Consider the following 25545-nt stretch of genomic DNA (forward strand, 5'->3'; position numbering starts at 1 on the left):
CAATCAAATGAAAACCATAACATCTTTATTTGTTTTATTATCGGTGAGTATCTTTCTAATTTCTTGTTGCAAATCTTCTTGCGAGAAGAATCAAGAAAATGAACAATTAGTAAAACAATATTTCGAATTGTTCAACGCCCACAAATGGAAAGAGCTATCAGAACTATATATTGAAAATGCAGAATTCAAAGACCCGAGTTTGGGAACTGGAATTGTAAAGCAAAGCCAACAGGATTTTATCAAAAAATATTCTGAATTGAATCAGATTTTCCCAGACCTGAAAGATGAGATCAAACAAATCTATGTTTCAGGAGAAAAGAATGTGATTGTTGAATTTGTTTCTACAGGAACTGCTCCAGACAATTCAAAATTCGAACTTCCGATTTGCACAATCTTCACTATTGAAAAAGGGAAAATCACCAAAGATTTTACTTATTACGATAATTTTGACGAAACCAAATAATGAGCCTTTTTGACAACCAATTCGAAATCATAGAAAACATTCTGCCTTATGGCGGAACAACTTCTTACTATGGGAAAATATTTTCTGAAGAAGAAGCTAACAATTATTTCCACAAATTAATGACCGAGGTGGAATGGAAAAGTGATGAAGCGGTGATCTTCGGAAAATTGATTGAAACTAAACGAAAAGTTGCCTGGTATGGGAATGAGGAATTCAGTTACACTTATTCCGGAAGAACAAAAACCGCTTTACCATGGAACAAAACACTTCTTGAGATCAAAGAAAAGATCGAAACTGTGAGTGGCGAAACTTTCAACTCCTGTTTACTGAATCTCTATCACGATGGTTCCGAAGGAATGGCTTATCACAGTGATGGCGAGAAGGATTTGAAGGATAATGGCGCCATCAGTTCAGTTAGTTTTGGTGCAGAACGAAAATTTAATTTTAAACATAAAACCACAAAAGAACTGGTCTCATTAGTTCTGGAACACGGAAGTTTGCTGATGATGAAAGATACAACACAGAAATTCTGGCTTCACAGATTGCCAACAACGACAAGAATCATCAAACCAAGAATCAGCCTGACTTTCAGGACGATTGATAAATCTAAATAACAGGTTTATATTTTCTCATAAATCCAAGGCAAAGTAACAATCCTATAATGGATAATCCAGCCCCGACCAAAGATGGATAATTATAAGACAATCCAAACTCCAAAGGCAATCCTCCGAAAAAAGCACCGAGAGAGTTAGCAATATTGAAAGCAGCCTGCATAAAAGCAGCAGCCATCATTTCTGAGTTTTTTGCAGTGCGGAGCATTATAATATTAATAGGTGTTCCTACTGCCATTGATAAAACACCACAGACAAAAGTCAGGATAAGAGAAACTATTTTGTTTTCTGAAAAGAAAAATACACAGATCAGAGCCAAGATCATTGCCAGAAAAAGGATAGCAGCAGCCAATGCCGGACGCATCTTATCAGACATTATTCCTCCAAGAAAATTCCCAACAACCATCCCCGAGCCTGCTAAAATCATTATATATGCAATGGAATCTGTCGGGAAATTGGATACATTAGTCATTAAAGGTGTTATATAACTGAACCAAGCAAACAAACCTCCAAATCCAATTGCTGAAATCGAAATAATATGCCAGGCTTTCATTGTTTTAAAAAACTCCAATTCGTCTTTCAAAGTAACTGTTCGCAAACTATCCATATAAGGAAGGAGAAATTTGAGTGCAATTATTGTAATCAATCCTATCAAGGCAACTACTCCAAACGCATATCGCCAAGATAACTGATGTCCCAACCAAGTCACAAAAGGGACCATCGCAAGATTTGCGAGCGTAAGGCCGGCAAACATCACTGCGATACTTTGCGCCTGTTTTCCTGGCTTTGCCAATCGTGAAGAAACAACAATTCCCACACCGAAAAATGCACCATGAGGAAGCCCTGATAAGAATCTAAGAATCATCATGGTATAATAATCATTTGCTAAAGCCGATAATCCATTAAAGAACGTAAAAGCTATCATTAAAAAGATCAAGATCCTTTTGGGAGGAAATTTTGCAGCATAAGCTACCAAAACCGGTGCACCAACTACAACACCTGTAGCATAAGAAGAGATAAAATGTCCTGCCTGCGGAATAGAGATGCTCAAAGATCTTGCTACATCCGGCAGAAGTGCCATTATCACAAATTCTGTAGTACCAATTGCCAATCCGCCTAAAGTCAACGGAAGTATTCTTTTATCCATTTTGCAAAAATCAAGATTTTATCAATCAAATTCAAATTTGAATATTATAAAATCTATAATCGTATCATTGATTTAAACTATTGTTTAAATTTGGTTAACATTAAAGATGAAAGTATTCAGAATACAACTGTTATTGTTCGTTAATTTTGATTTCCATAATCTTTTTTCTATTATTTTTGCATAGCTCAAACTATTATGCTGAACAAGATTCTGATTTTTCCAATTGCAGCTTTGATAAAGTTTTATCAATTTGCCATTTCGCCTTGGCTGGGGAAAAACTGCAGATATGACCCGACTTGTTCGCATTATACTTTGGAAGCCTTGAAAATCCACGGGTTTTTCAAAGGAGGCTGGCTCTCTATTAAAAGAATCGCAAGTTGCCATCCTTGGGGCGGCGAAGGTTATGATCCGGTTCCACCAAAACAACATTAAAATCAATTATCAATGAATAATATTTTTCTTAGATTTTATCTTCTTCTTTTTGCCGGAATTTTCCAGATGATTTCTGCCCAAAATTCTAACACAAGTCTTTCTGACGGGACTTTGAAAATAAATAATAAAGAGACTTTGGCTGTAAAAATATTTGCATCCCAAAGAACAGACTCATTGGTAAGTCAAGCTTCAAAAAACATTAATAACGAATTGATTATCCTGAATGAAGACAACATCACACCTGAATCTGCAGAACATCTTTCTAATATTCAAAATATTTTGGAAGCGTTCAAAGCTAATAAATTTCAGTTCTTGGATAAAAATTTCAATCCTTTAGAATCTACTCTTGAGCAGAAGAACATTGAGAATTTCAAATATCTATTAAAATCAAATACAGCTTTAAAGCCTACTGAGAAAGTTGAACTGAAAACTACCTTCAAAATTTGGGACCCGATAAAAGGAATCAAACTGGGGCCAGTGATGTTACATTTCTACAGTCTGATGTTCATTTTCGCTTTTGGATTGGGATATTTCATAATGGCAAAAATTTTCAAGATCGATGGGGTTGATGAAAAATATCTGGAGCCATTTTTCACTTGGACTTTGGTTGGGACTATTCTTGGGGCGAGATTGGGACACGTTATTTTTTATCAGCCTGAGTTATTTAAAGAAGATTTCCTAAGTGTTTTCTTGCCAATCAGTACAAGAGGCGGTTTACATTTCACAGGATTTTCTGGTTTGGCAAGTCACGGTGCTGCGATTATGGTGATTGCGACAACTTTATATTACAGTTTGAAAATCATCAAGAAAAATCCGCTGTGGGTCTATGACAGAATCGGGATCGTAGTGGCTTCTGGTGGTGCTTTTGTAAGAATGGGAAATTTTTTCAATTCTGAAATCCTTGGAAAACCTATTGACCCTGATTCGCCTTTTGCTATTCTTTTCCCACAACAAAGCTCAGAATACGGCGTAACAATTCCACGTTACCCAACTCAGCTGTTTGAAGCTTTTGGTTACGTTTGTCTTTTTGTCTTGCTTTGGTTTTTGTACAGAAAAACAGACAAAAAATACCAGCAAGGTTGGTTATTCGGCCTATTTTTCATTTTACTTTGGGCAATCAGATTCTTTGTAGAGTTCCTGAAAGAACCACAAGGTGATGAGATTATACATTTTGCAGGACTTAACACTGGTCAGGTTCTAAGTATTCCGTTTATGGTTGCTGGTTTGGTGATAATGATCTATTCTAAAAAATTCAAGCTTCCGAAAGAGGAAGCAACAGTATAATTTATAAACTCCCATATTTTGGGAGTTTTTTTTATTTTAGCAAGTAACGAAAGTAACATATTGACTGTCTAATTAAAAAAGCTTCTATGAAAAATCTTTGCATTTTATTATTTTCATCTTTACTGATAGTTTCCTGCTCCAGTTCTGTTTCAAAAAACACGAATGATAAAAGACTTCTCACAGAGGAAATCAATACAATTTATAATCAGAAAAAATTCAATGGATTTGCAGTTTCGATTGTGGATGAAAAAGGAACGCTATATGAAAATGGATTTGGACTTTCTGATGTCGAGAATAATAAGAAGTATACAGCCGAAACAATTCAGAATATCGGTTCTGTCTCGAAAACTTTTGTCGGAATTGCCCTTTTGAAAGCTCAAGAACTTGGAAAACTGAAGCTGGATGATTCTATTGACAAGTATCTTTCTTTTAAAGTTGTTAATTCAAAATTTACTGATGCTAAAATCACGATTCGTGAATTGGCAACACATACTTCATCTATTACTGATAACGAATTTTATTCATCAAAAAATTATTATCTGAAATCTAACCAGAATTTGACCGGTCTCAAAATGAGTTTTGATGATGACCAAACATTCAATCCTTCTGATTCAATTGTCTCCATGAAATCTTTTTTTGAAAATGTTCTTACAAAAAACGGAAAATGGAACAAAGACAGTTTCTCCGCTCACAAACCCGGAACCATCTACGAATACTCAAATGTAGGAACCACACTTGCTGCTTATATCATTGAACAAGCGACAGGACAACCTTTCAAAGAGTTCACAAAAAAATATATTCTTGAACCTTTGAAAATGAAAGATTCCGGATGGAAATTTGAAGATATTGATTTTTCTAAGTTCTCGAGACTTTATGAAAATCCGACTACACCTCTTCCCTACTACGAACTGATCACTTATCCGGACGGCGGTTTTATTACCAACGTCAATGATCTGAGCAAATATCTAACCGAGCTTATCAAAGGTTACAACGGCAATGGAACAATCCTTACAAAAGAAAGTTATGTGGAATATTTCAAACCTCAACTTTCAGAATCCAACTTCAGAGAACGAAATACAAAAAATCCTTATAACGAATCTTATAATGTCGGTATTTTTATGGGATTTGGTTATACAGGTTACATTGGACATACGGGTGGTGATCCCGGAACAATGTCGATGATGTTTTTTGACCCGAAAACCAATTTGGGAAGAATAATGATCTTCAATACCAATTTCTCCGACAAAGAAGGCAACAAAGCTTTTTTTGATATCTGGAATGCGATGGAAAATATCAGGGTAAACTGAAAAACTAAAATCACCCAAAATCCGTCTTCTCTTATTGATTATTAATTTTCTTCTGCATTCTGAACTGCAAAACAGAGCCTATTATAAATGTTATAAAGAGTACAAGTAGCGTTTGTCCAATAATTGGATCCGTAGGAGCTTTTGCTAAAGGATGTCCAATTGGAACCCGAGTAAAGGTTTCGTTAACTGTAGGTATCAGTGACAAGAAAAAACTGAATGAAAGAAGAAAATTCTCATAAAAACGAGCTTTCCTGCGCTCTTGTTTTTTTATATACAGAAAATAAGCTATGCAGATCAAGACCACAATAAAAAGCGCAAAAACATGTCCCGGATTGAATCCACCATGTTTTGACAATCCCAAAGCCGTCAATGATGTGACAAGCGTAAAATAAAAATAGATCTTCCCTGTAATTTGACCAAGATCTATTTTGCCATTTTTTATAAATCCTATAATTGCAGCAGCAATTGCAACAACACCTATAAACGTGTGAAAAATTCCCAAAATTGATAATCCCATAATTTGATTTTAAAATTGTATGCCATTATTGACATGGCAAAATTGCGATTCAAAAAACAGAATAGTTTTGGAAATAAGGTCAATTATTTGGTAATTTGGGTCAAACGGTAATTTGTTGATAGCGCCTATTTGTTATGAAAGCTTTTGGTGAAATTTGCTAAATCGATAGCGAATGTTTCGTAATATTAAGATGATGGTTATTCGATTGATACTAAATCTTCCCTTTTAACATATATAAGAAGCAAGCTTGCTCCGCAACAGGGAAAATATTTTTTTATAATCGATGACCATTAAAATTATAATAATGATACTTCTCCGATGAATTCTTCCACAACCTGATTAGAAGTTGCCCAAGATGTAATCAAGCGGATTGCAGAATTTTCTTCATCAATCTTTTTCCATACGTAGAAGTCAAAATTTTCTGACAGTTTTTCGATTTGAGAATTACTAAGAATTGGAAAAATCTGATTGGTAAATGTATCAGACAAAAATTGGAACCCTTTGTTTTGAAAAGCGAATTTGATTTTCATAGCCTGAACGTTAGAATGTTTTGCCAGATCGAAGTACAAATCATCTTTCATCAATTCCAAAAACTGAATGCCTAACAATCTACCTTTTGCCAACATCGCACCTTTTTGCTTGATATGAAAACCGAATTCTTCTTTTAGTTTATCATTTGTAATCACAATCGCTTCACCTAGAAGTGCACCATTTTTGGTTCCACCGAGATAAAATACATCCGTTAGGTTGGCAATGTCTTCCAATGTCAAATCATTGATTTCGGAAGTCAAAGCTTGTCCTAGTCTTGCACCATCCATAAAAAGATACAACTCATTGGCTTTGCAAAACGTAGATAATTCTTGTAATTCTTGCTTTGTATAAATCGTTCCGACTTCTGTAGAATTGGAAATGTAAACCAGTTTTTGTTTGACTTGATGAGACTTGTTGGAATGCGTATCCAAAACTGATTGAATGTCCTCAGGCTTTAGTTTCCCATCTTCCGTAAAGAGTCCGTGGACTTTATGTCCTGTTGCTTCTATCGCGCCGGTTTCATTGGTAAAAATGTGTCCTGTTTCTGCAGAAATTACGCTTTCGTGTGGACGGAGAATCGAAGAAATGACTAATAAATTGGCTTGAGTTCCACCACTTACAAAATGAATATCGGTATTGGGATGATTCATTTTTTGTCTGATCAATTCTCTGGCTTCTTCTGAATATTTATCGTAACCGTAACCGTTTTGCTGAACGAGATTTGTTTTGGTCAATGCTTCTAAAATATTGGGATGACAGCCTTCTGAATAATCGTTTTTGAAAGAATATTTCTTCATTTTTCTACTTCTTAGAGGTTGTAAAGTTACACTTTTTGCGTGAGGGCGAAGGGCATTGTTGGAGCTCTTCACGAAAAATCTTGCAAGGTTTTTCGGGAAAGCGACTGCCCGTAGACCGGCCCGCTTGCTGTTTGCCTGCCTTAGAATTAGCACGGCGGCAATTTCAAAGAGACACGCCCGAATAATTGTTAGTTTAAAATTGACTCCCATCTAACTTTTACTTATCTTTGAAATATGAATTCTTTGACTGAGGAAAATTATCTAAAAGCGCTTTATCATCTTGTGAATGAGAATGATGAAGTTTCTGTGAATGATCTGAGCCGACAGCTTAACATCAAAATGCCGTCTGTGAATAGTATGATCAAGAAATTTGCGGACAAAAATTGGGTAAAATATGAGTCATACAAACCTATCAAACTGACAGAATCCGGAAAAAAAGAAGCTTCTTTAATCGTAAGAAAGCATCGATTGACAGAAATGTTTTTGGTAGAAAAAATGGGATTTGGCTGGGAAAATGTTCACGAAATCGCAGAGCAATTGGAACACATCCATTCTGATGTTTTCTTTGATAAAATGGACGAAATCCTGAATTACCCCAAAGTGGACCCGCACGGTGAACCAATCCCCGACAAAGACGGAAATATTATCCAACCCTATCTGAAAAAACTCAGCAGATGCAAAGAGGATGAAATGGTAGAACTAGCATCAGTAACGACTTCTTCCGAAGAATTCCTGAATTTCCTTAATAAAAGGAATCTCAGTCTTGGAACTAAAATCAAGGTTTTGCAGAAAGAAGATTTTGACCAATCGATGAAAGTTTCCTATAACAATCAGGAAGAGAACTTCAGCAAGACGGTTTGTGATAGATTGCTCGTGAAATAGATTACAATTGAACCCTTTCAGGGTTCTATATTTTTGTTGCGAATTATATTTTCCATAGGTTTTACCTACGACTACTGTTGTTAAACCTTTTCAGGGTTTGTATGGTATTTAAAATATTATTCAAATAAAAAAGAGACTTAAAATTAAGTCTCTCTTTTTATTTGTTCTTAGTTGAACATATCTTTTACTTTGTCAAAGAATGTTTTTTCTTTTCCGGTTGGTTCGGCATTCATATCGCCGTTCTCCATTTGGCTTTTGAAGAATTCTTTTTGTTCTTTTGTCAGCTTTTGAGGCGTCCAAACATTGATATGAACAAACATATCACCTTTTCCACCATAACCTTCGATATTTGGAAGACCTTTTCCGGCTAATCTTAATATCTTTCCGGATTGTGTGCCTTCATCCACTTTGATCTTCACTTTTCCACCAACCACGTTGATTTCTTTAGTAGTTCCCAAGGCCGCTTCTGCAAAGGAAATATAGAGTTCCTGATGAAGATTGTCGCCTTCACGCTTGATGGTCTTGTCCACTTCTTCCTCCACAACGACAAGCAGATCTCCAGGAGTTCCACCTAGTGGTGCATCATTTCCTTTTCCCCTCACATTCAGTTGGATGCCGTCTCTTGCACCAGCAGGTATGTTGATCGTAATTTCATCCTCTTCTTTGATAAGACCTTGCGCATTGGCTCCGGCAGGAATTTTGTCCGCTACTTTTCCAACACCCTGGCAAGTACCACAGGTTGTCTGCGTCTGCATCTGTCCGAACATAGTGTTCATCACTTTGACCTGTACACCACTACCGTGACAGGTAGGACAAGTTTTGGAAGTCACACCAGGAGCCAGCTTCATCTTTTTGACCTTGATCGTTTTCTGAGTTCCGGCAATCATCTCTTCAAGGTTTAGCTTGATCCTGACACGTAGATTAGAACCACGAGACTGTTGTTGTCTCTGTTGTCCTCCACCAAATCCGCCGCCGAAAATATCACCGAACTGACTGAAGATATCCTCCATATTCATTCCGCCACCAAATCCGCCGAAACCACCTCCGCCACCAGCAGCACCGCCCATTCCAGCATGTCCGAACTGATCATATCTGGCCTTTTTGTTATCGTCACTCAGCACTTCATAAGCCTCTGCAGCTTCTTTGAATTTTTCTTCAGCAGCCTTGTCACCTGGGTTTTTGTCCGGGTGATATTTTATGGCCATTTTTCTGTAGGCCTTCTTGATTTCCTCTGCACTTGCCGACTTAGATATTTCTAAAACTTCGTAATAATCTCGCTTACTCATAATTGATGATTTGATATATATTGATTGACCCGCAATCTATTATCTAATATCTTTTTCTAAATTCTTAAATTAATTTCCTGTCACAACTTTAGCAAATCTGATCACTTTATCATGAAGCTGATATCCGGTCTCTATCACATCTACGATTTTACCTTTCAGTTCTGGTGTAGGTGAAGGAATCTGTGTGATAGCCTCGTGGAAATCGACGTCGAAGACATCTCCTGCATTTACCTCGATTGGTTTAAGACCTTTTTCTACCAATTTGTTTCTGAATTTCTGATAGATTAATTCAACACCTTTCAAATCATCTTCATTCCCATTTTTGGAGATTTCTTTAATTGCTCTTTCGAAGTCATCTAAAACTCCCAACATAGATGTCATAAGATCTTTTGATGCATAAAGATAGAACTCGTTCTTTTCTTTCAAAGTCCTTTTCTTATAGTTTTCGAATTCTGCATAAAGACGGATGTATCTGTCTTTTTCTTCTGCCAAAAGTTCCTCCGCAGTCGGTTGTTGTGACACATTTTCCTGATTGTCCGTTTCCGTCGTTTCAGGTTGTTGAGTTTCAGAATTAATGTTTTCCTCGTGTATATCTTTGTTTTCTTCCATTACGATAATTTTACAGGATAGGTTTTTCAATTCCTTTGCCAATTCTGATTTTTTGACAATTAGGCAGAGTGTGAGAGAATATTAGTGCTTTCGAATACAATTTTGATAACATGACCTTCTCGAACAAAAGCTTATCTCATTAGTATGATGAAATAATTGTTATGAATCATTCTCGGATTTTGTTATCTGATCTAATGTTTTAAGAATGTTCGGGATTCTAAAAGCGCCATGCATATCCCGAATTTTTTGGGCGGCAGTAGACAGATCTATTCCAATAGCTGAAATATATAACGGATTATTGCTTTCCCCCCTTTTGATTTGAGTTACAGTTTCTTTGTTATTGTAAAAAGGCGTTTTTGCAACACCAATGATCGGTATTTTATTTTCCAAAATTTCATAAAATTTCCCTCCAAGCCCATAATTATGGTCATTGTCCACATAAATATGCCCATCTACAATAATAGCTTCGAGTTTACTAATATCCAATTTTTCTATGATCTTTATTAGACAAGGCAATTCTCTTTTATAAAATTGACCCGGGATATATGCTTTCACATCTTCAATGTATCCTATTAAAACATCTTGCGGAACTGCATCTTTCCAATTAAATAATACACCAACCGCTTTGGTTTCCTCCTCACGATAGTGCACGTCTAAGGCTAAAATCATTTATAGTTTTGATTATATCTAAGGTTACTTCGTCTTCCCTATAATCGAATTTCGGAACGCTATATCATCTAAAACCCAGTTCATCATTTTATCTTCTTGGTCAGACATATCACCGAAACCAGGGTCCACCTCTACATTGGGCATGACGCCTCTGCTATTATTATCGAATTCGATATTCGGTCGGATAAGGAAAAGTCCGATAGGTAGAGTCAATTTAGAATTGGGTAGAGTCACTGTATTATTAACACCCGCAACTGTTCCATCATTAGCTCCACCAGTTTCTTCGCCAACAATCACAGCTCTCTTCTCATATTTGAGTTTTGCTGAAATGATGGACGACGCAGAAAAACTACCCCCATTGATCAAAACATAAATTTTTCCACGGAACGCATCTTTTCTTGGTTTTGTAGGTTTGGATGCAAACTCGCGAAAATAATACCTATTATCTTTTTTAGAAGATAAAAAATAGTTACCAGCCAAGAAAAACGGATAACCGACTGCACTTAAAATAGAAGAGAACATATTCTGTCCACGAAAATAATTCTGATGAAGACCCGATGTTCTAGAGGTCATCTCCGGGGATTTGATCAGGGTAAATTCTTTGTCCGTAAGGTAAGAATACAAGGTATTGATCTCAGAAAGGGACCCACCCAAGTTATCCCGGATATCCAAAATCAGATAATCTGACTTAGCATGCTTGATATTTGCAAAAGTCTCTTTATAGAATTTCTTGGCAAGTGTCGCCGAAAAGGTTTTCACTTTGATGTAGGCTATACTGCTATCAGTCTTTAGGAATTTTAGATTTCTGTTATAGGTTTTAGAGCTGACGTCATAATCTTGTACTTTTTGGACAGTTGTTATTTTAGGTTTGACCTCATCAGCATTCATTTGCTGATCTGTCTTCTTCTGTCTTTTGATAAAAACATCAGAGATGACATTATTATATCTTGCCTGCAGGGTAACACTGTCCAGATAGCCTTTTTCCAACGTGTAATAATTGAAAAAAGCAAGATTCATAAAATATTTCTGAAAGGTCTGATTCCTCCCATCCGAACTATAAAGCTTTTTGTACTTATTGATCAGGTCAGAGACATCTTCATTATTGATTTTCAGGATCTCTGTCCCTACCTTGATATTCTCGACATTCTCCCGATTCTCTTTGACGAACATCTTGTCATCCACAATTTGATAATCCATCAACGCAAACAAAGGTTTTTTCATCCTGAAAGCTCGTTGTTCCGCTTTGGTATATTTCCTGGGTATAGCTTTGAGTCGAAGATGCCCTTCGTTGATGTTTGCAATGACCGGCGAGAACTGAAAATAAAACTCATTAGGTGTCAATGGTTTTGTGAGACTTACTTTCAGACTGTCAAATTTACGGTCCAAATCATCCTTGGATATATACCAATAGAGCTCCGGATGGAATCTCTTAAGTTTATCATAAGTAAAATCAACATCTTTCCTCAGTTGTGTCACAGGTATCTTTTTTTCTAATAGCATATTATGCTTCCTGACAGACTGACAAGACATTAGAATGATAAATAGAAACAGATATAGAGCTTTTCTCATAATTAATAAACTTAAATTTAAGGTTTTTAAATTATAGAGAAATATTCAAATCCTAACTTTAACATATTCTAACATAAAGTGGTTTCGGTTTTGTTATTGAGACATAAATCAAAAAAATTATGAAGCATATAATTGTAGTTGCGTCTGTGTTTCTGTTGTCTCAGTTTTCATTCGCACAAACCAAAGATATAGGTGCTTTCACCTCTTTGAAAGTATTTGATAAAATACCTGTAGAGCTAATACCTTCCTCTTCTTACAAAGCGGAACTCAGCGGCTCCAAATCAGATGACATAGAATTTGTAAACTCCGGAAACGAGCTGAAAGTAAGAATGAAAACCACAAAACTTCTGCAAGGTGACGATGTAAAAGTGGTTCTATATTATAAAGACATCAACAATATCCAGGCAAGCCAAGGGGCAGTCATTAATTCTAATGATCCTTTGAAAGCTTCTAAGCTGCAAGTTACCTCTAATGAAGGTTCGCAGATCAATCTGAATGTAGATGCAAATGTAGTGGAAGGAAAAATCAATACTGGAGGAGCACTGAAACTATCTGGCGGAGCAGACTCTCAATCAGTAATTATTACAACTGGCGGACAATATGATGGGCAAAACTTAAAAACAAATATTACGAGTATTACTACAAACGCCGGCGGAAAAGCATCTGTCTATGCCTCTGAATCTGTAACTGCTACGACCAGGGCAGGCGGCATAATAGATGTTTATGGAAATCCAAAAACCAAAAATGATAAAAAAGTGGCTGGAGGAAAAATAAATTATAAATAATAGATTTAGTAAAATGTAGAGATGAAAAACTCCCAAAATTGGGAGTTTTTCTATTTTTTCCTGTCAGAAGATTGTCTAATATGAAGTGTTGGCGAAAGAACCAGTTTCTTCTCTATGCTGATTCCGGATGAGTTATCTTTAATTCTCTCCAGAAAGACATTTCCAGCTATTTTCCCCATTACGACCGGCGTTTGGTCTACAGAACTGATAGACAATTCCATAAATTGAGTAAATGGTTCATTACTAAAACCAATTATACCAATATCTTCAGGAATTTTAACTTTAAGATTTTTGATTTCTTTACAAGCACCAAGAGCCGTAAAATCCGAAGCTGAGAAAATCGCATCTGGCTTTATCTTGCGCTTCCAAAGATTTTTCACCGCACTTATCCCCTCTTCAATGGAACTTCCTGTATTAATGATGTTTTCTTTAACAACGGGTAGATCATTAGCTTTTAATGCATCGATATAACCATTGAGACGGTTCTGGTAGATCTCCAGATTCTGGTCTCCCGAAAAATGACAGATATTCCTATAACCCTGATTGATCAGATGTTCTGTCGCCATAAAAGCACCCTTGTGGTCATCGATCGTAATCGTACTGATTCCCGGAATATCTTTCTTTCTATCAAAGAATATGATTGGCGTGTTAGTGGTTGCCAGTATTTTTTTAATATATTCCATATCAGAAGTATTCCTGGAAATTGAAATAAAAATACCATCAACCTGCGTATTCAGCAAAGTATTAAGCTGCTTTTTTTCTATGGCAGCATCTTCATGGCTTTGGCAGATAATCACGTGATATCCATGTGGTGACAGTTCTTCTTCCAAACCTCTGATGACAGAGGAAAAGAAATTGGTATTAATGTATGGAACTATGACACCTACGGTTTTTGTCTCACCACTTTTGAGCGCTTTTGCAAGATTATTCTGTTTATAATTCATTTCCTTGGCAGCAGCCATTACCAGCTCTTTGGTTTCCTGACTGATTCTTGGATGATTGTTCAGCGCTCTGGAAACAGTCGCCACACTCACATTCAGTTTTTTGGAAATGTCATATATCGTCGTGTTTTTTTTCGTCATATATCCGTTGATGAATATTGGTTGTTGTAAATATATAAATAATACCCGTCCCAACTGCTTTTGGAATCAAAATCTTTTGATTTCTTTTTCAGTCTGCCCATTTCATATTTTTTATTAAAAAAGCCGTTCCACCGAAATGAAGACGGCTCTTTTATTATGAAAAATGATGTTTTTTTTAGTTTTTGATCAATTTGCCGTTGATCTGTTCTGCGTTATTTTTCAAAGTGTAGAAATAAACACCTGAATTCAAATCTGTTGTAGGAATGATCAATTCTCTTTGTCCAGATTTTTCATTCGATTTTCTAATATTCTTCACAACTCTTCCGTTGACATCATATATAGTAAGTACCACATCAGAATTTGATTTCAGATCATAAGCAATCGTTACCTGGTCAGAAAAAGGATTTGGATAAACCAAAGTTTTGTTTCCTTTGATATCGTTGACAGCCAAAGTTGGGAAATCAATATTAACAGAAGGTTCCGGCATCCAATCGAATAAAAATGAAGGGTCAGTATCTTTTTTGAAGACATTAGAAATATTATATACCAAAGATTCTGCCTGTGTCAAAACCACCCCACCATTCGCTCTTTGAGCCAATCTTTCCGGAGTTGCTCCATCCCCTGTATTTCCGTATTCTACAAACGTGACAGGAAGTGCCCCATTGATTGGTGTTGTCCAGCCTGTTGCATTCAACATAGAAGGTGTTTCACATCTTATGAAAGCGGATTTTGGAGTATTTTGCCAAGCTCTTCCGAAATGAAAATTACTGATAACTGTTCCGTTAAAATCTGCAGTACCAGCAGCTGGAACCGTTAAATTACAATCTAAGAAAACAAAACCGAATTTTGTGGTCACTTCTGTTGAAGGCGCTGTAACGACACTATTATTTCGGTTGATATAAGTTGTACAATGGTCGAAAACCACCGTTTGTCTTCCGAAAATGAAATCCACATTCCCTTCGATGTAAGAGTTTTTGAAATAGGCTCTACCAATACTGTTTCCAAGATATGTATCTTGATAACCAAGGATTCTGCAATCATAGAAAGCCTGACGGTCGCCTTGTGTTTTAAGGGCAACAGCTTGTGTTTGAGAATTAACTTGTGTATTGGCTGTAGAATTCACAAAAGTATTGGCAATGGTAATTTTAGAAGCCGTAAAATCACTTCCGAAAATCGCCATAGTCTGAGAAAGAGATGTTCCGTAAGCACTTCCCGTATCAGGATTGATATCGCCGGCAGAAATATTATTGGTAATAACCGTTGTTGCAGCGTCGTCTCCTATTAAGAATACGTTTGATTTTGCAGATAACAATGTAGGTCTTTCTGTATAAATTCCAGGTTTGATATGGATGATCCATCTTCCTGTATAATTATCCGGAACCGCATCAAAAGCTGCCTGAACTGTTGTATAATTTCCTGAGCCATCTTTAGCAATAGTCCTGATCACATCCGGATCGGTTGCTTTTGTTGTAACAGTGGCAACACTTCCGTAAGATGTTCCTGAAGAATTGGTCGCAAATGTTCTCACATAATGAAGAGTTGAAGGATCAACACCATAAACGTAAGAAGAAAAAGTTCCCAAACCATTTCCTGTTGATACTTTGGTTGCATTTTCCAGCGTTGGTGCTGTTTCTGTTTTTGACCAAACAATTCCCCTATCAGTAACATCTGCACCTCCCCAATCCGTAACATTTCCGGAAACTACGAAGGATTTGTTTGTAACCTGTGATTGAGAAGTTGTAGTAACAGTTGGCACAACAATGCTTGCCAAAGTAGTAAAACTTACCTGAGAGCCGTAAGATGTTCCTGCTGTATTAGTTGCATAAGCACGAACATAATACGTCGTATTGGGTAACAGACCAGTTAAAGCACTTACATAAGAACCACTTGGAACGTTCTCGGCCGTTTTAGAATCTGCGGTGGTAGGATTCTGATTTGTACTCCAAGCAACACCGCTTTCCGAGATGGCTCCACCTCCGTTACTAGAAATAGTTCCACCAGTTGTTGCAGTTGTTGTAGAAATAGACGAAATCGCTGCTGTAGAAACTGTCGCAGGATTTGCAACGGCACCTTCCATTGTTCCAGAGATCTTTACATTTCTCAATGCAAACTGTTTTCCGGTGGTAGCAGATGCCAGATAAGGATAAAATCTGAGATAGAATTTCTGGCTTCCCGAAATCACTACAGATGTTGCAAGTGTAACATCCAACGTCTGTGATTTTCCACTCGGCGTCAATTGTGTTGCGCTTTTGATCTGAACTCTATCAGAGAAATCCGCATTCAAACTGTAAAATGCCTGATAATACATATTACTTGTCCCAGCACCTCCCACCAAAGCTTCCACTCTATTGATCGTGAAAGTTCCACCGTTGGTTGCGTTGACATCAAACTGTACATATTTGGCTTCATCTATTACGGTCGTACTTCCGGTCCCTGTCCAGCTATTGCTTGTTCCACTATATTGATAGAAATCAATGTTGCTATCTACTATTCCGTCGCCAGTGAAATCAACTTTAGAGTTGACTTCAGTTTTCAATACAGCTGTTGGATAGATCAGACCAGATTCCAGATTACCTTCCAAAGATTTGGTAGTAATGTCTGCGATCAAAGGCCAGTTGACAGAAGCCGGCGTTGCTTCAAATGGTTTCGAATATTTTTTTGAGGATTCTTTTATCTTTTTAATTTCATTGGTTGATGAAAAAGATGTTTTTGAATTCCCAATCGGTGAATCTGAAAAAAAAGAAATACCTTTTCCGATTCCGAAGATCATCACTGCGCTAAAAAGTGCAACTGGTAGAATTAAGTTTTTTTTCATTAGTAGTTTATTAATTAGTAGTTAGTTAAATGGTTCTATTTCAAAATTTATTTGACAATGACTTTTTGAACATAAGAGCCATTATCTGTTTTGACTTCGAAAAGCTTCACGCCTTTGCCAAGCTTTTTTAATGAAATTGAATTAATAGTATTGTTTCCTTTTGTTAAAGTTCCTTTATAAACAACTCCTTCCGACTTACCTGACAGATCAATTACATTAATTGTAACAGGCTTGTTATTAGAATCAGAAAAAACCTTGAAAGAAATATTCTCGGAAGCTGGATTTGGATAAAAAGAAGCATTAGAAATACTTTTTGGAGCCGCTTCATTAGTTGCTAAAAAAAGACAGTCTGTCGGTTGTAAAAGAACAGCTCCGGCACCAGCCATCACTGTTTGTTTCACATCCTGAGAAGCAATTTTGGTCAATGCGTAAGGCGGAGTAAACGCGGTTCCGGAACCAACTGCGGTTCCAGTAGTTCCAACAAATGTATTATCAACGGATTGCGCCGCAGTGAAGTTCCCGGTTTCTAATCTGATCGGATTCTTAACACCTTCAAAATAATTGCTTTCAATCAGCAAGTCTGCCTTGTAACCCGCATAGATACAGTAATTGCTGACAGAACTATTGAAGTAATTATTCACCAAATGCACTTTTCCATATCTCACTCTTGGCATCCTTTCCCTAACACCGTTTGCCCACCAGCAATATTGCATCGTGATACGTAGCTTGCCCTCATCTTGAGTTGCATCGTCACTGGAACCGAAAAGATTTGAAAATCGGTGATCATTGCTTCCTCCAGAACCTCCCGGAATTGGAGCTTTCAGATATTCGAATTTTGTCCAAGTGATCGATATCAGATCAGAAGCATTTTTGATATCAAGATTACCATCCAATGCATCCTGAAAAGTACAATGGTCCACCCAGACATTGGTGCAATTATCTATCGTCATATTATCGTTACCATCAACATCGTAAGCACCTGGTCCTTCGAAAGTAATATTTTTGATAAGGATATTAGAACTGCTTTTAAGAGTTAAAATTCCGGAACCTCCAGCTGTAAGGTCTGTTGATATCAATCTTGCGCCAGCCAAACCTATAATCGATTTCCCGGTTTGATTGTTAAGTGTCAATCTTCCCGCACTTGGAAAAGTAATTTGCCCAGAAACGTGAATAACTTTCACAGCGGCAGCATTGACAGCTGTTCTTAATTCGGCATAAGTTGTAACAATAGTGGGCGTAGCTGCTCCGCCTCCTGTTACTCCGTTGGTCGAGGCCCATCCGGAAACAGGGCATTGTGCTTTCGTTTGAAAGATTGTTGCAACCGTTAAAAAAGCTAATAAAAAGATCTTTTTCATTATTTCTTAATCATTAATTTAGTTGAAAGATTTAGGTTATAGGAATCATAAATAAAACATAACAAACTGATTATAAATGAAATAACATTATGTTAAATTTAAAATTGGGTAAAAAAAAGGTTTAATGAAAGCAAGTTTCATCAAACCTTGATTAATGAAAAATTTAATTCCCTATAAATTTATTGATATTAAATTCCTCTTTCGATTCTCGAATTATTTAATTAAAACCTTTGTAGATTTTACACCAGCATCAGATTTCAGGTTTACGAAATAAACACCTTTGTTATTGATTTCAAAGTTTGTATCTACAGAAGAGCTTGCTGATTTAACCAAAGACCCGTTAGCATTAAAAACACTGATTTGAGTATTTTTTGATTCCAGATTAGAGACATAAACTTTGTTCCCGCTAGAGAAAATGTTCGCTTTCATTTCTTTTTTAACATCACTTACACCAAGAACTGTTGTTCCTACGTTTGTAGCTCTAAGTTTGTATAAGTTAAGAGATGTATCACCATACAGATACAGATCTGCAGCAGGCCCAGTATACTGATAAGTATAGATAATACCATCTGTTGAGTTAGAATAAGTTTTAGAAGCAAGAACTGCAGAACCTGTTCCTATATAAAGAGTTCTATCACCTGAACCTCCGTTTTTGTACCAAACAGTGATCTCTGAGTTTCCATTTACCTTGAAGTACAAATAACGTTGTGTTGGAGTAGTGTTAACTCCTGTTGAAGTATAACCGCCACCATTTAACTTGAAACGTTTTGTTGCTGCATAACCATCTGTGAATGTAGCAGTATTAGCTTCTACTTGCGCAAAGTTAACAACGGTTTCCGGTCCCGGAACCAATGCAATATTATTTTTCACAGTACTTGTTGTCACCCCGGAAACAATATCCCAAGAAGAAAAATCCCAAGTAGTTTGTGCTTTAAAACTGTTGACTGAAGCAACTACAGAAAAAGCTAAAAAAAGTAATGATTTTTTCATGATAAAGTAATTTATTAATTGTTTGTTTAAATTTTAATGCAATCGATTACACAATTTTGTGTAACTTTTCTACGGTTCTAATATAAAATTATTATTCAATTCCAAGATATTTTTTTTTAATTTAATGTTAATTTATTTTAACATCAATGAAATTTCCTTTATTAATGATACTTTATTAAGTGTCTTTTTTTTATTTTCAGAAACAAATCAAGCCAGAAAAATCAATTTTAAGCAAAAAAATCAATGCAATCGATTGTTCTAAATCTCCCAAAATTATAATTGATTTGAATCAAAAACAGATTTTAAAAAAATATTATCATGATTATCATTCATTTGAATGATCAATCCTTTGAAGTATGAAGCAGGAACAACAAGCTTGAATTATTTAAAATCCTCCTCATTAAAAAATCCGAAAAACTAATGTTCATCGGATCTATTCAAAAAAAAATAATATGAAAAAAGTTTACTTCAGATTTTTACCTCAATAAAACTTTAACTGATTTCTCCCCAGCCTCAGATATTAGATTAATAAAATAAACTCCTTTAACATTAATCTCAAAATCCGTATCAGCGGAAGCTCTAAATGACTTAACAAGTATACCATTAGCAGAATAAACATTAACTGTCGTGTTTTTTGAGGCCAGATCTTTTATATATACCTTATTTCCAACGGAAAAAGCATTCGCTTTTATCTCAGGCTTTACATCCTTTATTGCCAAGGTAGAATTGTCCGTATATTCTATTTTATACAGACTATTATCCCCGCTTCCTGTTGATACAATCAAATTTCCGGCAGGCCCTACATATGTATATGAAACAACAGCAATATCTGAAGTTCCGTTGCCTGCAAAAGTTGTTGAGCTCAAAACCTTCCCGGTTGCATCAGATATTAAAATAGACCTTCCGGATCCTCCTCCTCTTGCCCATAATTTAATCACGGCATTTCCTGCCACAGCAAATTGCGTATATCTTCTAGTAGGCATGGATGTAGTCCCAACAGCAGGATTTGTAGAACCTCCATAACTATTGCCGCCAAACTGCAAACGCTGTGTTGGAGCATATCCATCCTCAAATGTTGCAAGACTATTTGTAGCTATTGTAAGGTTACTCCCGCCTGTTACAAATGATAAGCCATCTATTGTAACGTCTGCCGATATAGCACCAGCGGTGAATTTTGAAGTATCGCTAAAATCCCAGGTTTTTGACTGGGCATTAAAATTTACCGCAGAAATACCTGCAAACATTAAAGAAAATAATAGTTTTTTCATGATAAGTAATTTATTAATTGTTTATTTAATTTTATAATGCAATCGATTACACAAATTTTTGTAACAAATCGAGGGTTCTAATATAAAATTATTTCTAATTCATACAATATTTTTGCGAAAATTTTCGAATTCAAATATTAATTTTAGTTAACATTTAATTTAATTTCCCTTTATTTAAAGACCATGCGGATTAAATAAATGTTTAAATAAATTTTTAATTGAATAAAATTATAATGAGAAAAAGCAAATATTACAGCTCAAAATCTAAGCAATCGATTGCATAAAAATTCCCAAAATCTAAACTGAAAAGTCAAAATTTTGGGATTGATTAAAATTTCATTTTGTGCAACAATTTAAGGAATCCAGTTACTCGATTTTCTGAAAATATTTTCAATCGCATAATTCTTCAATTCTTTCTTGGAAAGCTGATGACTCCACTCTACTCTCTTGCTAGAATTTGCTCCAGCTCCTTTGCTTCCAAATTCTGCATAATAGGCTGTTTTTTCTTTATCCGGAAACATTTTATCACCTTTCCAGGGATTCCAGCCTTCTGGTAAAATATGACTTTCCATAGTTGTATTAATGAAAACCGTCTTCGCAAATGGTCGCCAAGGCCGTCCCAGATAAACTTTTGTAATACCCTCTTTTGCAGTCAAATGACAGTCAATAAAGACAAAGCCAAATTGATTTTCCTTGCTTGTTGCAGCCGCTGTGATGTAAGAATCCACTAAACTTTTAATCTCACAATTCTTGAAAACCACAGTTGCCTGCCCAAAAATAAAATCCGTCGTTCCCTCTATATAACAATTTTCATAGTATTGTCGGCTGTGGTCTGTTGCGGCATAAAGTGTATCCTGACAGCCTAAAACATTGGAATTTTTCATCACAAACCGGTCGCCTTCCACGTGAAGCGCAACCGCTTGTCCCTGATTACACGATGAATTTTTAATCGTCAAATTTGAAATCTTAATATTATCACCTGCAACCAAAAATGTATAAGAATTGAATGTATTGAACTTTTCATTGGTCAAAGGATTCAGTTTTCCGGAAAAATCATCGTTAGTAATAATTGTATTTTCCTTGTCTTCGCCTTCGATTGTAATCAAATGTTTTGAAGAGGGAATCACTACTTTCTCATTGTAAATGCCTGATTTAATTTTAATCAAAGCTTCACCCGGACCTAAATCCCGAATCGAATTAATCGCACTCTGAATCGTTTTGAAATCGCCGGAACCATCCTTTGCAACTGCAATCGTGATATAAGGCGATTGTGCAAAAGATAATATTATAGATAGAAAATTTAGAAAAGAAAAGAACTTTTTCATAGGACTAATTTTTCAAAACTCTGTCCAGAAAATAGACAGTATATTTCAAAGTCTCATCAAACCAAGGTTGAACCAACCAAAACGAATGCGGAGAATCTTTGATTTCGTGAAATTCTGTTGGGATATTATAACTTTTTAATAACTTCATCATATCATCTCTCCCAGCATGAAATCTCGGTTGAGAACTATTGATGAATAATGTCGGCGGTGTATTTTTCCCGACATATTCCAAAGGTGAAGCTTCTTTCCAAAGTTTGAAATTTTGAGCTTTTGTAGCTCCAAACCAATACGATGCATAAGTTCCTTCCTCAGATTCGGGATGAATGAAAGAAACGATTCCGTCAATATTTACAATCGCCTGAACTTTATTTTTGATACCGACCAAAGTTGCCAATTGTGCTCCGGCTGAGTTTCCACCGATTGCAATTTTCCTATTATTAAGAGAGAAATCTTTATGATGTTTTTTGAGGAATTTCAATGCATTCTCAATGTCTTCCACTGCTGCTGGATATTTTGCATCGTCACTCAAACTATAATTGAGTGACATCGCCACATAACCTTTCGAAGCCAATTCCTGAGCCAAAAATCTTTCGTTGCCCTTGCTTCCGGAAATCCAGCCACCGCCGTGAACCAGAATAATTCCGGGATATTTCTGAGTCGAATCTTTAGGATAATAGATATCTGCCAAAAGCGATTTGCTATTTCTGTTTTTGTATATCACATCTTTTTCGACTTTGATATTTTTTGGAAACTCCAGATTCAAAGGTTGAATGAAGGGATATTTCTTTTTCAGTTTTTCGTAAGTTCCTTCAATGGTGTAAGGCTGTGCATTTGGCCTTTCGACTTCCTGAGAATAAATCTTTGAGATCGAAATCAACAACAAAGAAAAACGGATGAAAATCTTCCGCAGATGACTATTGTGATTCAAGTTTACTTTGGTAGGTTTCATCCGTTTTAAGAAGAAATATAAGAAAAATTATTTGTTTAAAGTCGTTTCAAGTTATTTTTAGAAAGAATTAAATTTAAAGAAAAGTTCTCGATACATTTTTCTTCATTCCATTTCGAAAAACACTCGAACTGACGAGTTATTTTACAACATTCTTCGGAACATCTTTGGAGATAGACAATTTATCGCCGGAGATTCCTTTTGGTAATTTGACAGCTTTCGTTTTACTTCCGATTACCTTTACCAAAGGCGTTTTGGAAGATTCCAAAGTTAAACTGGAGATGTCAATATTTTTACTGTTATAGATTGTTGCACCAGTTCCATCGGTGTATTTTATTTTGACATTTTTCAGTGTAATTCCGTCTGCATCTACGATTGTCAAAGCTTTTTTAGTATCGAAGTATGAATCTTCTACTACGATATTTTTAAGGTTCATTTCGGATAAACCATTTAGTGACAACGCTTCGTAGGAATTGGAAGCGGTGATATTTTTGAAGAACACATTTCTGAAAATCGGAGTTTCTTCGGTTACAGGAATTTGTTTCTCAACTCTTTTTTCGTCGTCTGCATTTTGATCTTCTTCGATGATTGGCGAATTGCCTTCATAGAACATATTGAAACCGATAACCTGCGCCGGAATTCCTGTCATATCCACATTGCTGATCCAGATATTCTCAACAACGCCACCTCTGCCTCTCGTCGTTTTGAAACGAAGTCCGATGTCTGTTCCGATAAAAGTACAATCTGAAGCGTGAAGATTTCGCACGCCACCAGACATTTCGCTTCCGATGACAATTCCACCATGCGCATGATAAACCGTATTGTTTTTGATAATGACATTTTCTGTCGGAACACCTCTGTCACGACCGTCTTTATCTTTTCCGGATTTGATACAAATTGCGTCATCGCCCACATCAAATGTGTTATTATAAATCAAAACATTCTTACAAGATTCCAAATCCAAACCGTCACCGTTCTGAGAATACCAAGGATTTCTAACGGTCAGATTTCTCAAAATCAAATTGCTGGACATCAACGGATGAAGATTCCAAGCCGGAGAGTTTTGGAAAGTTGGTCCGTCCAAAAGAACTTTATCACATTCTACAATGCTTACCATAACCGGACGAAGAAAATCCTTTACAGTTTCCAATTGTTCTCTTGTTATTAATTTTTCAGGAATATTGAAGTTTGCCGTGCTTGTAAATCCTCTTTTAGAACTTTCACTTGGAAACCAAATCTTCTTATCTGCCGATAAAACGCCGCCTTTGGACAACAATTCCTTCCATTGTCCATCAGTCATTTTTCCTTTTTTAACATATCTCCACGCATCGCCGTTTCCATCAATCACACCTTTTCCTGTGATTGCAATGTTGGTGGCACCTTTTGCAGAAATCGGAGACTGACAACGGGTTGTGTTCAAACCTTCGAAACTGACGTCAACCAAAGGATAATCTGCAAAATCTCTGCTGAACATTACCAATGCGCCGTCTTCCAAATGCAGATTGATATTACTTTTCAGAACAATTGGCCCTGTTAGCCAGATTCCTCTTGGAATGACTACTGTTCCGCCGCCTTTTTGAGAGGTTTCGTCAATGGCTTTTCTGAATGCTTCGGTATTTTTTACGATGCCGCCAGAAACAGCACCAAAGTTTTTGATGTTAACGGAAGTTGCAGAAAAAGATGTTTCCGCAACCGTCGGCATTTTGAATTCTACATTTTTGTAAATATCTGAAATGCTCTGTGCAAAAGCGTTTCCTGAAATTAATGTTGCTAAGCTTAAAGCTAAAATTTTAATCGTTTTCTTCATTCTTAATATTTTAACGCAAAGAGCGCAAAGTCTTATTTATATATTATGTTTTAAAGTCGCAAAGTTTTTGACTCTATTTTCAATTTTTGTCATTCCGTAGGAATCCAAACTGCTGAGATTCCTACGGAATGACAAATTTTGAGTTTATTTCTTACTTGCTATTTTTTTGAATTCATTATAAACCAACTGAGCGACTGCTTTCGCACCTTCCGGTTGGAAATGCGTGTCATCTTTTTGTCCATTTGGATAAGCTGTGAATTTGCCTTCAGGAAGGTTCATAAAGTAAGTTGTAGTCACGAAGTCTTTTCCTTTTTGTGTGAAAAATTCTCTGGACAGTCTGTTCAAATCAATCACATCCGCTTTCTGTTCCTGTCCGACTTCTATCATCGCTTTTGCATAATCTACGTGACTGTCGCCCAAAACACCGTCTTTCCAGGGATAATTTCTGGAAACAGGCGTGACCAAGACCGGCGTTGCACCTTTCTCACGAACCTGATGAATGTACAACCTCAAATATTCCTTATAACCAGGAACATCCACATAGCGGTCGACTTTTTTCTCAGATTCGTCGTTGTGACCAAACTGAATCAAAACCCAATCTTTCGGTTTCAAATTTTCGAAAATATAACGCCATCTGCCTTCCTGAAAAAAGGTTCTCGTGCTTCTGCCACCTTTAGCTTTGTCAACAATCAAAACATTTTTTGCCAATGCAGATTTGAAAGTTTTGAGACTGTCAGTCACAAAAAAATCCTGAAAAACGCCACCCCAACCTTGCTGTGGATAACGTTTTTGCTGATAATTGCTTTCCAAAGTATAATCTGTCAACGTAGAATCTCCGGCCAGAAAAATGTTGGTTGTATTCTTGTCTGTTGCAGGCTTTACAATTCTTTCTTTTTGATTATCCTGTTCTGTCTGAGCAAAAGTCATCACAGAAGCTGTGATAAAAAATGCTGTTGAGATATTTTTGATTCTTTTCATTTTTTTCTTTAACGCAAAGATGTTAATCATTTATTTTTATACTTCATTCTTTAAGTCGCAAAGGTTTTCGCAGTGAATTTTATTATACTT

The 25545-nt window shown here is 36.3% G+C and carries 23 protein-coding genes; 7 read left to right on the forward strand and 16 right to left on the reverse strand.

Annotation, left to right across the window (positions count from 1 at the left end; genetic code table 11):
- Positions 1-7 precede the first annotated feature (7 nt).
- Both RTX21_RS06230 and RTX21_RS06235 read left to right on the forward strand, forming a co-directional pair.
- Positions 8-463, forward strand: coding sequence for a nuclear transport factor 2 family protein (locus RTX21_RS06230; RefSeq protein WP_312766059.1), 456 nt, complete (start codon positions 8-10; stop codon positions 461-463).
- Complete coding sequence (locus tag RTX21_RS06235) at positions 463-1077, forward strand: alpha-ketoglutarate-dependent dioxygenase AlkB (RefSeq protein WP_312766060.1); 615 nt, start codon at positions 463-465, stop codon at positions 1075-1077. The genes RTX21_RS06230 and RTX21_RS06235 overlap by 1 nt, the downstream gene beginning before the upstream one ends.
- Here RTX21_RS06235 and RTX21_RS06240 read toward each other — a convergent pair.
- Positions 1070-2221, reverse strand: coding sequence for an MFS transporter (locus RTX21_RS06240; protein WP_312766061.1), 1152 nt, complete (start codon positions 2219-2221; stop codon positions 1070-1072). The genes RTX21_RS06235 and RTX21_RS06240 overlap by 8 nt on opposite strands.
- Positions 2222-2416: 195 nt before the next feature.
- On the opposite strand from RTX21_RS06240, the gene yidD reads away from it, so the two are divergent.
- The 3 genes from yidD (at position 2417) to RTX21_RS06255 (ending at position 5244) form a co-directional block, all read left to right on the forward strand.
- A complete protein-coding gene (gene yidD, locus RTX21_RS06245; RefSeq protein WP_312766062.1) occupies positions 2417-2653 on the forward strand; it encodes a membrane protein insertion efficiency factor YidD in 237 nt (78 codons plus the stop codon).
- Positions 2654-3076: 423 nt separating this feature from the next.
- Complete coding sequence (gene lgt / locus RTX21_RS06250) at positions 3077-3937, forward strand: prolipoprotein diacylglyceryl transferase (RefSeq protein ID WP_409414970.1); 861 nt, start codon at positions 3077-3079, stop codon at positions 3935-3937.
- Positions 3938-4023: 86 nt separating this feature from the next.
- Positions 4024-5244 carry a serine hydrolase domain-containing protein gene (locus tag RTX21_RS06255; RefSeq protein WP_312766063.1) on the forward strand — a complete coding sequence of 407 codons (1221 nt, stop codon included), beginning with the start codon at positions 4024-4026 and terminating at the stop codon, positions 5242-5244.
- Positions 5245-5275: 31 nt separating this feature from the next.
- Here the strand turns inward: RTX21_RS06255 and RTX21_RS06260 are convergent, their stop codons facing one another.
- Both RTX21_RS06260 and RTX21_RS06265 read right to left on the reverse strand, forming a co-directional pair.
- A complete protein-coding gene (locus RTX21_RS06260; RefSeq protein ID WP_312766064.1) occupies positions 5276-5761 on the reverse strand; it encodes a hypothetical protein in 486 nt (161 codons plus the stop codon).
- Positions 5762-6057: 296 nt separating this feature from the next.
- Entirely contained in the window at positions 6058-7089 is a 1032-nt protein-coding gene (locus tag RTX21_RS06265; RefSeq protein WP_312766319.1) for an aminotransferase class V-fold PLP-dependent enzyme, read from the reverse strand.
- 234 nt (positions 7090-7323) lie between these two features.
- On the opposite strand from RTX21_RS06265, the gene RTX21_RS06270 reads away from it, so the two are divergent.
- Entirely contained in the window at positions 7324-7971 is a 648-nt protein-coding gene (locus RTX21_RS06270) for a metal-dependent transcriptional regulator (protein ID WP_312766065.1), read from the forward strand.
- A gap of 167 nt (positions 7972-8138) precedes the next feature.
- Here RTX21_RS06270 and dnaJ read toward each other — a convergent pair whose 3' ends face one another.
- From dnaJ to RTX21_RS06290, 4 genes are all read right to left on the reverse strand, one after another.
- A complete protein-coding gene (gene dnaJ / locus RTX21_RS06275) occupies positions 8139-9257 on the reverse strand; it encodes a molecular chaperone DnaJ (RefSeq protein WP_312766067.1) in 1119 nt (372 codons plus the stop codon).
- A 69-nt stretch (positions 9258-9326) separates the two neighbouring features.
- A complete protein-coding gene (locus RTX21_RS06280; protein WP_312766068.1) occupies positions 9327-9866 on the reverse strand; it encodes a nucleotide exchange factor GrpE in 540 nt (179 codons plus the stop codon).
- A gap of 159 nt (positions 9867-10025) precedes the next feature.
- Complete coding sequence (locus tag RTX21_RS06285; RefSeq protein ID WP_312766070.1) at positions 10026-10535, reverse strand: endonuclease V; 510 nt, start codon at positions 10533-10535, stop codon at positions 10026-10028.
- A gap of 24 nt (positions 10536-10559) precedes the next feature.
- Complete coding sequence (locus RTX21_RS06290; RefSeq protein ID WP_312766073.1) at positions 10560-12035, reverse strand: S41 family peptidase; 1476 nt, start codon at positions 12033-12035, stop codon at positions 10560-10562.
- Between the two features lie 188 nt (positions 12036-12223).
- On the opposite strand from RTX21_RS06290, the gene RTX21_RS06295 reads away from it, so the two are divergent.
- The gene (locus RTX21_RS06295; RefSeq protein WP_312766076.1) at positions 12224-12889 is read left to right on the forward strand and encodes a head GIN domain-containing protein; all 666 of its coding nucleotides are present in this window, start codon (positions 12224-12226) and stop codon (positions 12887-12889) included.
- Positions 12890-12939: 50 nt separating this feature from the next.
- On the opposite strand, the gene RTX21_RS06300 is transcribed toward RTX21_RS06295, so the two are convergent.
- The 9 genes from RTX21_RS06300 to RTX21_RS06340 form a co-directional block, all read right to left on the reverse strand.
- Positions 12940-13971 carry a LacI family DNA-binding transcriptional regulator gene (locus RTX21_RS06300; protein ID WP_312766079.1) on the reverse strand — a complete coding sequence of 344 codons (1032 nt, stop codon included), beginning with the start codon at positions 13969-13971 and terminating at the stop codon, positions 12940-12942.
- A 175-nt stretch (positions 13972-14146) separates the two neighbouring features.
- Entirely contained in the window at positions 14147-16786 is a 2640-nt protein-coding gene (locus RTX21_RS06305; protein ID WP_312766082.1) for a pectinesterase family protein, read from the reverse strand.
- A 47-nt stretch (positions 16787-16833) separates the two neighbouring features.
- A complete protein-coding gene (locus RTX21_RS06310) occupies positions 16834-18141 on the reverse strand; it encodes a T9SS type A sorting domain-containing protein (protein WP_312766085.1) in 1308 nt (435 codons plus the stop codon).
- 213 nt (positions 18142-18354) lie between these two features.
- Positions 18355-19131, reverse strand: coding sequence for a T9SS type A sorting domain-containing protein (locus tag RTX21_RS06315; RefSeq protein WP_312766089.1), 777 nt, complete (start codon positions 19129-19131; stop codon positions 18355-18357).
- Between the two features lie 476 nt (positions 19132-19607).
- Complete coding sequence (locus RTX21_RS06320) at positions 19608-20399, reverse strand: T9SS type A sorting domain-containing protein (RefSeq protein ID WP_312766091.1); 792 nt, start codon at positions 20397-20399, stop codon at positions 19608-19610.
- 353 nt (positions 20400-20752) lie between these two features.
- On the reverse strand, positions 20753-21724 hold the full coding sequence (locus RTX21_RS06325) for a pectinesterase family protein (RefSeq protein WP_312766094.1): 972 nt from the start codon (positions 21722-21724) through the stop codon (positions 20753-20755).
- Positions 21725-21728: 4 nt separating this feature from the next.
- Positions 21729-22673, reverse strand: coding sequence for an alpha/beta hydrolase (locus tag RTX21_RS06330; RefSeq protein WP_312766096.1), 945 nt, complete (start codon positions 22671-22673; stop codon positions 21729-21731).
- Positions 22674-22809: 136 nt separating this feature from the next.
- Positions 22810-24477 (reverse strand): glycoside hydrolase family 28 protein, encoded by a 1668-nt coding sequence (locus RTX21_RS06335; RefSeq protein ID WP_312766097.1) that lies wholly within the window; start codon positions 24475-24477, stop codon positions 22810-22812.
- Positions 24478-24621: 144 nt separating this feature from the next.
- Complete coding sequence (locus RTX21_RS06340; RefSeq protein ID WP_312766098.1) at positions 24622-25455, reverse strand: rhamnogalacturonan acetylesterase; 834 nt, start codon at positions 25453-25455, stop codon at positions 24622-24624.
- Between the last annotated feature and the right edge of the window lie 90 nt (positions 25456-25545).

This window comes from Epilithonimonas sp. (assembly GCF_032054305.1).
GTDB lineage: Bacteria > Bacteroidota > Bacteroidia > Flavobacteriales > Weeksellaceae > Epilithonimonas.